This is a genomic window from Streptosporangium minutum (assembly GCF_002149035.1).
GTDB lineage: Bacteria > Actinomycetota > Actinomycetes > Streptosporangiales > Streptosporangiaceae > Streptosporangium > Streptosporangium minutum.
In genome coordinates this window covers 1-8,014 of the sequence record NZ_NGFP01000349.1, presented here as the reverse complement: position 1 = coordinate 8,014, position 8,014 = coordinate 1, and the positions used below count along the sequence as shown (strand labels likewise).

Below are 8,014 nucleotides of genomic sequence, written 5' to 3'. Positions count from 1 at the left end.
GTACCGAGTCGGAGTTGGCGATCGCGATCCGGCCGGCCCGCCGGCGGGCCACGGCCGCGGGGAACGGCCCCTCGGGGTAGAAGTCGAGGTTCCACGGGGTGGCGTACTCGGGCGCGTAGCCGTGGCCCCACCGGTTGACCGTGATCGCCTGGATGTCGCGGGCCGGGTCGAATCCGCTCGGGCCGAGCAGCCGGGTGAGCTGGTCGCGGATGCTGTACTCCAGGTAGTCGTAGGGCGTCTTGAGCAGCTTGTGCCGCCCGGCGACCGAACCACTGGCGGGCGACATGCCGGGCACCGCGGGGGTGGAGATCATGTGCACGTTGATCGGCTGGTCCGGGGTCCTCGGGCGCAGGTACTCCCCGATGCTCACCGGGTAGTCGAGTTCGGCCACGCACCAGTAGGCGCCGGTGAACCAGCATTGGATACTCGTTCACCACATCCGTGGACGCAACCCTAATCCGGCTGCGGCGCTGCCCTCGTTCCTGCGGCTGATTTCTCTGGGCAGGTCTACCGAGTTGGAACGGCGGAGGAGAGATCAGCACCGGAGAGTCCATTGTTGAAAAGGCCGATTGCTGGGATCGGCGGGGCTTATGGTGGCGTGTGTTTGCGGTGATGCTCTGCTACGGAGGTGTCCATCGTGTTGGTGATGCGTCCGACGACATCGACTGATCAAGATGCGGTGGCCGCGATGATCCTTGCCCGCTGCGAGTGGATGGAGAGGAACGGCCTGCCGAGCTGGCGGCCGAGCGTGGACGACCTCGCGGGGCAGTGCGGCAACCCCTTCGGTGACGTGTGGGTCATGGAGATGAACGGCTCTCGCATCGTGGGCCGCACGACGATCCAGCAGGAAGGGCCGCCGTGGGGGTGGACGGACACAGAGCGAGCGGAGCCCGCCCTGTATCTCAACACCACGGTGACCGACCCGGCTTACCGCCACATGCGGCTCGGCACGCTGATCGCATGGTGGGCAGTCGATCAGGCAGCCGGCCAGGGAGTGCAGTGGGTGCGGCGGGACTGCCTGTGGCCGCAGCTTGCGACCTACTACGCCAGCCAGGGATTCAGCCTGGTCCGCACAGCGGAGAACGGCAAGTACACCCATCACATGCTGGCTCGGCGGGCCGAGCCGATGGACCTGGCCGAGCAGTTCAGGACAGGAATGCTTGAGCCGCTAGATGTAGGTCGATGACCTGCAACAGCTTGGCGTGATACTCCTCGTCGTAGGGCTGGCGACCCAGCTCGTCGAGGGTGCCGGCGAGGCCGTCCGGGTCGACGAGTCCGGCGTCGAACAGCGGTGATCCTTGCGCGAGCATGCCGCGCATCAGCGGCACGCCGTAGGTCTTCAAGGAGTGCTCGACCAGCCAGACGAACGATTCCCGCTCGACGGGGTTGGTGACATCCTCGCTGAGACCGAGAGACGCGAGCTGGCGGCGCTGCAAAGACTTGAACTCCCGCCAGTGCATAGGCAGCTCCTCACCGAGCCGGATCATGTCCGGGTCGGTGAAGGGGTGCAGCGGCCACACGCCGACGCGCAGCAGCGGGGGCGCGGTGGTCTCCAGCGACAGCAGCGTCATGGAGTTCACGACGGCCGGCGGGGCGATGGCGTCCTCGGAGAACTCCAATGCGGCCCGTGCTCGGCCCCCGAGCCACGGCAGCTTCTCGGTGATGTGGGCGTTGGCCAGGGCAACGGCGTCTGATTCCTCCGCTGACAGGGCGACCATCTCATCCCCGCCCAGGCCGGTGACGAGCGCCCGCGCGCCGTTACTGACGAGCTGCGCGGTGAGCTGCGCGAACGGATAGTGCAGTGGCTCTTCGTACGGGCTGATCACATCGCCCCGCACCCGGGCGCAGTTTGGGTGCAGCGGCGGGTAGTGCTGGCAGTCGACGAGGAAGTCCCGCTCTCCGAAGGGCAGATCGTCGCGGAGCTGCTTGCGGCGGCGGAGCTGCTGCTTGCGGCCGGCTCCGATGACCAGAAGAGCCCCGGTGGACAGCTGGCCCGGCCAGCGGTGGGCGGCCCAGGTGGCGATGGTGCCGGAGTCGAAGCCGCCGGTGAGGTGGAAGGCGGTGGTATCGGGGCGGAAGGGACGCCGGTCGAAGGCGTTGTCGATCGCCTCGGTGAATGCGGCGAGCACGCCGCCGTCCTCGGCGAGAGCCCGCGGGCGGATGTGCAGCGCAGGCTCCGGGTAGTGCAGGTCCAGTGCGCCGCCGAACGTCGCGACCGCGCGTTCGGTGAGCCGGTGGATGCCGGTGAACAGGGTTTCGGCGCCGTAACGGGGCCGGTAGATGAGCAGTCGCGCGGTCTCCTTGGGACTGAGGGCGGTGGCGAAGCTGCGAAGGTCGGCCATCTCCCAGGAGCCGTGAAGGACTCCGTCGGAGTGGGCCAGGTACAGCGGGGTGGTTCGGGGCGCGCCGGCGGTGATGCGGACGGGGTGATGGGGCCTGGTCTCGATCATCACGTAGTCGAGAGGCCACCGCCGAGCGGCGTCGGTGGCCTGGTCGTACTCGGCGGGCGTGACAGCGCGGACCTGCGGGGCACAGATGGGGCGGTCAGCGGCGCGTTCGCGCACGATCAGCATGGTGCGGTGGGTGTCGCTGATGGCGAGCTGTTCGACGAGGGGGTGCTGGTAGGGGCGGATCTCGCTGGCGTGGTCGTCGGTGGTGTAGGCCGTTCCGTTCCAAGCCCATCGCAACGAGGTGTAGGGGGTCAAACGCAGGGTGAGCACGTGAGCGTACCTCCAGAACGGGGCAGGCCCCGGACGAGCCGGGGCCTGCTGAAGGGGATGGGGCTGGTCAGGTGATCGGCGTGTCGTAGGTGTGGGCGCCGTCGCTGGAACCGGACCTCTTCTTGCTGTCGTGGCGCTCCATCGTCGTCTGGACGCCGTACTGGGCAGGGCTGGTGAACAGCCTGTCGTGGGCCGACGTCAGATTCGGGTGGGGCATCGGCGGGTGGAAGTCGGGCAGACCGGTGTACGGTCGCGGCTCCTGATCGCGAGTACTCATGGCATCTCCGTGATCGTCGAGACAGAGCAGTTGCTGGGTACGTCGTGCTGGTCAGACGGAACCGCTGCCGCCGCAGCGCGGGCACCGCCGATCTTGGCCGTCGATGTAGACGGACCCGGACCCATTGCATCCGCCGCAGGTGGCGCGCAGGATCCGCATGATCTTCCTGAGCATCGTTTCCTCCTTTCTACGGTTGAGGTGAGTGCGGCCAACGCGGCGCCCTGCGGCGTGAGAGGGTGAAATCGGAGCAGTGCCTTACCGAGGGCAATCGGTGAGGGCATCGCTGACCGGCGGTTCACGGTTCAGGTGTCGTGCGGTCGCTTCCGGCTCCCGCGGGCGATTCGTGGTTGTGAGCCATCCGCCCGCGGGAAGTCTGCTACTGGGACCGCCTACGCAGGAGAGGCAGGAACGTCGCGGCCAAGACCGTCGCGCACAGCACGATCATCACTGCGAGGACGGGTGTCGGCACTGAGTTCGGTGAGCTCACCAGCCATCCGGAGAAAGCCAGGGTGCCGACGATGAAGGCCGCATTCCGAACGCGCTTGAGGTTCAACGATCTCTCCGATGCGTGAATAGAAGCTGGTCTATGTAGTCGTGTCTGCCCTCGGGCGGCCCTGGGGATGAGGGCCGCCCGAGGGAACGGCGCGGCAGCGCGACACGGGGGCGTCCGTGCCGTCGCGCCAGCTCATGGCCGGGTTGGTCCGTAGGTGTGTGCCAGCTCGACTTGGTCGGCCAGCGCGGAGCCGAGCGCCTCAGCAGAGGGGTAAGTGAGCATGTATCTGACGCCCCCTCTCCTTTCTCGCTCGGACAGTGGCGTATGCCGGATGGCAGTCCAGCGGCTGAGGACCGGATCATGGGTGACGTGCCAGCCGGGGAAGGTCTGCTCCAGCGCGGCGAGCTGGCATTGCTGCCGCGTGATGAGCACCCCTTCGAGGATGGGTGTCTCGGGATCAGTCACTGCGTGCCCCTGTTTGGATGACGCGGGCGGGCCGGGCAACGACTCCGCCCGCCCGCGTCACGCACAACACCGACGCCCCTCCGCGCTGTGCTGTGCGGTAACTGCGGCACGGCGGCGTGCGCTTGGGAAACGGTGCCGCCGTGCCTGCTCATGAGCGGCCGGCCTCGGCCAGTGCGGGCGCATATGGCTGGCGCTGGAGGATCTGGATCATCTCCGCGTTGTGCATCTGAGCCTCCAAGCCCTCGGGGGTGGGATCAGAGACGATCAGTGCCTCCGGCATCGACCATGCCGCCATGGCGTAGAAGCGGCGGCTGCCGAGGCCGTAGAGGATGGTCCAGCTCTTCCAGGTCTGGCCCAGCCGATCGGCCTCAGCGCGGGCCGGGCCGTCCCACAGACGGTGGGGGACAGTGGCGGGGGCCAAGCCTGCGCGGTGCCGTCCGGGTGTGCGGGGATGCCCGATCATGCGACCACCTTCTTGGCGATCTCTTCCTGCCGTTCGACCTCGGCCTCCAGCCCGTCGAAGGTGTCGGCATCCACGGTGGGTTCCGCTCCGGCGCGCAACGCGCTCCGGGGGAACGCTGTTTCTCGAACGGCCCAGAAGCGGCCCCGGTCGCTGAGGATCAATCGCCAGCCCGGAATCGCGGGGATCGCGGACTCGGGCATTGTGGATCTAACATCCTCCATGGATCGCACTCCCTTGCGATCAAGGACCCGTCCGATCGTCGCGAGCGATGGGCGGGTCCGCCTTATGCGGTGCGGAAGAAGTGTCTGGAGCACGCTGTCCAGCACAGGCAGGCGGTGCGTCGGTGATGTGGCTTTCGCCTGACTGAAGTCGCAGGAGCCTCCGTAGGTGCCGCTGGGCGTAGGGCGTCGGCTGTCGTCGCGCCGGGCCGGCCTGGTAGCCGCGGCGCGCGATCCAGGACGGGGGAAAGGACGAGGTGCCCGCTTGGGCAGCGGCGGTTGTACGGGGAACGCGGCCGGGGCGGAGGCGGGCGGCTCAGGACGACGCTGCGCGGGCACGAGCGGAATGACCTCGGTCGGGGTCACGTCGGCGGGTTGCTCGATGCTGGGTAGGGTGCATGGGCCGGCCTGGCGGCGGGCCTGAAGGCGTGTGGCCATCACCTCGCCGGAGGGCTGGGCGTACTCGTGATCGGTGGGCTGGCCGGGGCAGCCGTGGGTGTAGGGGGCGTGCCCGCAGACGGCGCAGCCCATCGGCATCGGCGGCATGTCGGCGAAGCAGCCACAACCGATCACCGTGTCCCGGTCGAGGACCGGAGCACTAGAGTTGTTCATGGGTCAGGAGGACCTTCCTGATCAAGGGATCCGTACGGCGTGACAGCGCCTGCGGATCCCAACCGTGCGTAGCGAAGCGGACCGTCACCGTTCGCCTACGCTATGGATCGGACGACCCCATGGTGCTTCGCAGAGCATCGAGGAAGTGCCACAAGCTGTGTCACTCCAGAGGAGGCGTCAGACCACGCCAGCCCATTCGGCGAAGCTGATCAGGCTTTCGCTGTTGGCACGGTGCAAGCGCAGCAGGGTCTCGGCGTCTTCACGGACCCACGGGTGCTCTCGCGTATGCTGCGGCGCGATTCGGCGAGCTGTCTTCAGTGACTCGAAAGCGGCGTCTTTCAGACCGGCCCACAGTTGTGCCCTGGCCAGGTCGATGAAGAAGCCGGACCTGCGCTCGGCCGGCATCTCAAGAGGCGGCGACCAGTTCTCACCCAGGGCGAGGGCAAGCTGGAGGTGGCGGTCTCCGAGACCGAGGGCGACAGATACTTCGTGTACGCGCACAGAGGAGGGGCCGAACGCGGTCCCGTAGTAGATGTCTTCAGGGACTAAGTCGCCGAGTCGTCGGGCCTCGCTCAGGTGAGACATGGCAGCGTCGGCGTTGGCCGCTCGCGCTGCGATGACGGCCGCCCGCATGTGCAGAGACCCCAGGACGCCCAGACGCAAGCGCCCTGCTTTTTCCGGTAGGCAGTCGATCGCAGATTCGATTGCACGTAGACCTGCGTGGTAGGTGTGTGCGGCGAAGAATACTTCGGTTCGCACATATGCCGTCGATGCGCTGAGAAGAGGATCCTCGGCGGTGGCCGAGGTCTGGCGCATCAATTCGATCAATCGAGCTGACAGATCCAGATAACCGTATTTGTAGGCGACCGCGTCGGCTGCGCGATAGGTAGCCACGAGTAACGCCGCGGTGTCGTCAGGATTGGTCGCCGTGTGAACTCCGCGGATGAGTTCGCCAAGTAGGCCGGGCAGAGTCTGCGCTAGCCGTATGTACTGGGCGCTCAGGCGCTTTTGAACCGCGCCGGCAACGGATGCTCGAAGCGCGGGCATAGGGCGTACCGGACCCTCATCCGGGACGTCGTAGGTGGCGATGACCTTGCGCAGTACAGGGATTGCGTCGTGGACACGGCCATCGAGGCGGCCGGATTTTCCCAGAAGACGGGCCGGATCGACGCCCAGGGCCACGGCAATGGCGTCCAGGACGTGGTCGCTGGGCACGCGCGCACCTTGCTCGATCTTTCGGAGCATGCTGAGGGAGACGTTGGCCGCCTGGGCAAGGTCGTCCTGCTTCATGCGGCGCGCACCGCGAATCGCAGCGATGCGACCTCCGAGGCCGTTTCTGAGAACTTCACGGGTCATGACGGCTCCGGTTAACTTCCTGACAGAAGAGAAGGCAACTCCGTGATGCTGTCAATGTTCCAGTCCACTGAATCGAGAGTGGCCGGATCGTTGCCCCACAGATGACCCCAGGGGCCTCGCCGGATTATGCAGGTGCGCAGGCCTGACGCTTTCGCGGGAGTGATGTCGTTGGCAGGGTGATCTCCTACATAAACCGTTTCATGAGCAGGAGCCTCGGCAAGCTGGAGGACTTTCCTGAAGAACTCGGGGTCGGGCTTCGCTATGTTCCATTCTTCTGACGTGGCGATAACGTCGGCAGGGATCGACAGACCACGCAGAAGATCACCGGCTTTGCGGGTCTGGTTCCCGGCGACGCAGACGCGAAAACCTGTGTCGCGAAGAGCTTGCAAGCCGGTCCGGACGTCGGGGTATAGATCAGTCTCATCGAGGTACTCGCCTTGGCCGGCCTCCTCGCGAGCTTGGCGCACCGCACGCAGGTCGATGTCCGGCCGGAGGAGGCGTATCGCCTCTGCGTTGTCCATACCGAGGGCTGTCACCGCTCCCACCAGAGCAGACAGGGTGTGGCGGGGAATGTTAAGCCAATCCGCCCATGAACCCCAGTATCGGTCATCGCGGACCAGCGTTTCGCCTATATCGAATACCACGGTCTTAACCACACATGGGAGAGTAGGCCAGTTCGCTGCCGTGCGTAGCAAGGGTGCGGGGACTACTTCTAGGAACGCCGGCGGACCCTTGGGGCGGGCTTATTTGCCATTGAGACTTCTGGGGTTGGAGATGCTGCAGGAGCGTGCCCTATGTCTGCCTTGATGGCAGAGCAGCACTGCTGTCGGTGCGTCGTGGGTGCCGCACGGTCAGAACCACCTGGGAAGCTGTCCGGCCGTGCGGCAGCCCGCGCCCTCGCCACGAACACGGGTTGTGATGGGGACTGGGCCGCGACCCCGGCGGGCGTGGCCGCCGTCGCCGTCTCCGGCGGCCGGGCTCGCCGCGCTGCTGTGCACGGAGCCGGTGCGGCGGGTGACCCGCTGGGCGGTCGAGCCCAGGATGGGCTGGGCCTTCACCCGGCTGAGCCGGCGTGCCCACCGTGGCCCGCTCACGCCTGGAGTTCCCCGACCGCGCGGTAGGCGGCGGTGATCGCCGCGTCGGCGTAGGCGGCCGGTACCGAGTCGGAGTTGGCGATCGCGATCCGGCCGGCCCGCCGGCGGGCCACGGCCGCGGGGAACGGCCCCTCGGGGTAGAAGTCGAGGTTCCACGGGGTGGCGTACTCGGGCGCGTAGCCGTGGCCCCACCGGTTGACCGTGATCGCCTGGATGTCGCGGGCCGGGTCGAATCCGCTCGGGCCGAGCAGCCGGGTGAGCTGGTCGCGGATGCTGTACTCCAGGTAGCTGGTCGCGGATGCTGTACTCCAGGTAG

Annotated in this window: 9 protein-coding genes and 2 pseudogenes; 1 reads left to right on the top strand and 10 read right to left on the bottom strand. The window is 67.0% G+C overall.

Features of this window, described 5'->3' with window-relative positions; genetic code table 11:
- Window positions 1-391, bottom strand: a pseudogene (locus CA984_RS40930) (NAD(P)-binding protein); the annotation flags it as partial.
- A 237-nt stretch (window positions 392-628) separates the two neighbouring features.
- Here CA984_RS40930 and CA984_RS40925 point away from each other — a divergent pair.
- The gene (locus CA984_RS40925; protein ID WP_341351758.1) at window positions 629-1,186 is read left to right on the top strand and encodes a GNAT family N-acetyltransferase; all 558 of its coding nucleotides are present in this window, start codon (window positions 629-631) and stop codon (window positions 1,184-1,186) included.
- Here the strand turns inward: CA984_RS40925 and CA984_RS40920 are convergent.
- The 9 genes and pseudogenes from CA984_RS40920 to CA984_RS40890 all read right to left on the bottom strand — a co-directional run.
- Window positions 1,146-2,720 (bottom strand): asparagine synthetase B family protein, encoded by a 1,575-nt coding sequence (locus CA984_RS40920; protein ID WP_086578723.1) that lies wholly within the window; start codon window positions 2,718-2,720, stop codon window positions 1,146-1,148. The two genes, CA984_RS40925 and CA984_RS40920, sit on opposite strands and share 41 nt — an antisense overlap.
- 67 nt (window positions 2,721-2,787) lie before the next feature.
- On the bottom strand, window positions 2,788-2,997 hold the full coding sequence (locus tag CA984_RS40915; protein ID WP_086578722.1) for a hypothetical protein: 210 nt from the start codon (window positions 2,995-2,997) through the stop codon (window positions 2,788-2,790).
- Between the two features lie 51 nt (window positions 2,998-3,048).
- Entirely contained in the window at window positions 3,049-3,171 is a 123-nt protein-coding gene (locus CA984_RS48950; RefSeq protein ID WP_278249100.1) for a hypothetical protein, read from the bottom strand.
- A gap of 511 nt (window positions 3,172-3,682) precedes the next feature.
- Complete coding sequence (locus CA984_RS40910; protein WP_133061931.1) at window positions 3,683-3,955, bottom strand: hypothetical protein; 273 nt, start codon at window positions 3,953-3,955, stop codon at window positions 3,683-3,685.
- 148 nt (window positions 3,956-4,103) lie between these two features.
- The gene (locus tag CA984_RS40905) at window positions 4,104-4,418 is read right to left on the bottom strand and encodes a hypothetical protein (RefSeq protein ID WP_133061930.1); all 315 of its coding nucleotides are present in this window, start codon (window positions 4,416-4,418) and stop codon (window positions 4,104-4,106) included.
- Window positions 4,415-4,639, bottom strand: coding sequence for a hypothetical protein (locus tag CA984_RS45705; RefSeq protein ID WP_165781610.1), 225 nt, complete (start codon window positions 4,637-4,639; stop codon window positions 4,415-4,417). Before CA984_RS45705 ends, CA984_RS40905 begins: the two co-directional genes overlap by 4 nt.
- A gap of 786 nt (window positions 4,640-5,425) precedes the next feature.
- Window positions 5,426-6,604 carry a helix-turn-helix domain-containing protein gene (locus CA984_RS40900; protein WP_086578719.1) on the bottom strand — a complete coding sequence of 393 codons (1,179 nt, stop codon included), beginning with the start codon at window positions 6,602-6,604 and terminating at the stop codon, window positions 5,426-5,428.
- A gap of 11 nt (window positions 6,605-6,615) precedes the next feature.
- A complete protein-coding gene (locus CA984_RS40895) occupies window positions 6,616-7,260 on the bottom strand; it encodes an HAD family hydrolase (RefSeq protein ID WP_086578718.1) in 645 nt (214 codons plus the stop codon).
- A 434-nt stretch (window positions 7,261-7,694) separates the two neighbouring features.
- Window positions 7,695-8,014: pseudogene (locus tag CA984_RS40890) on the bottom strand (NAD(P)-binding protein); the annotation flags it as partial.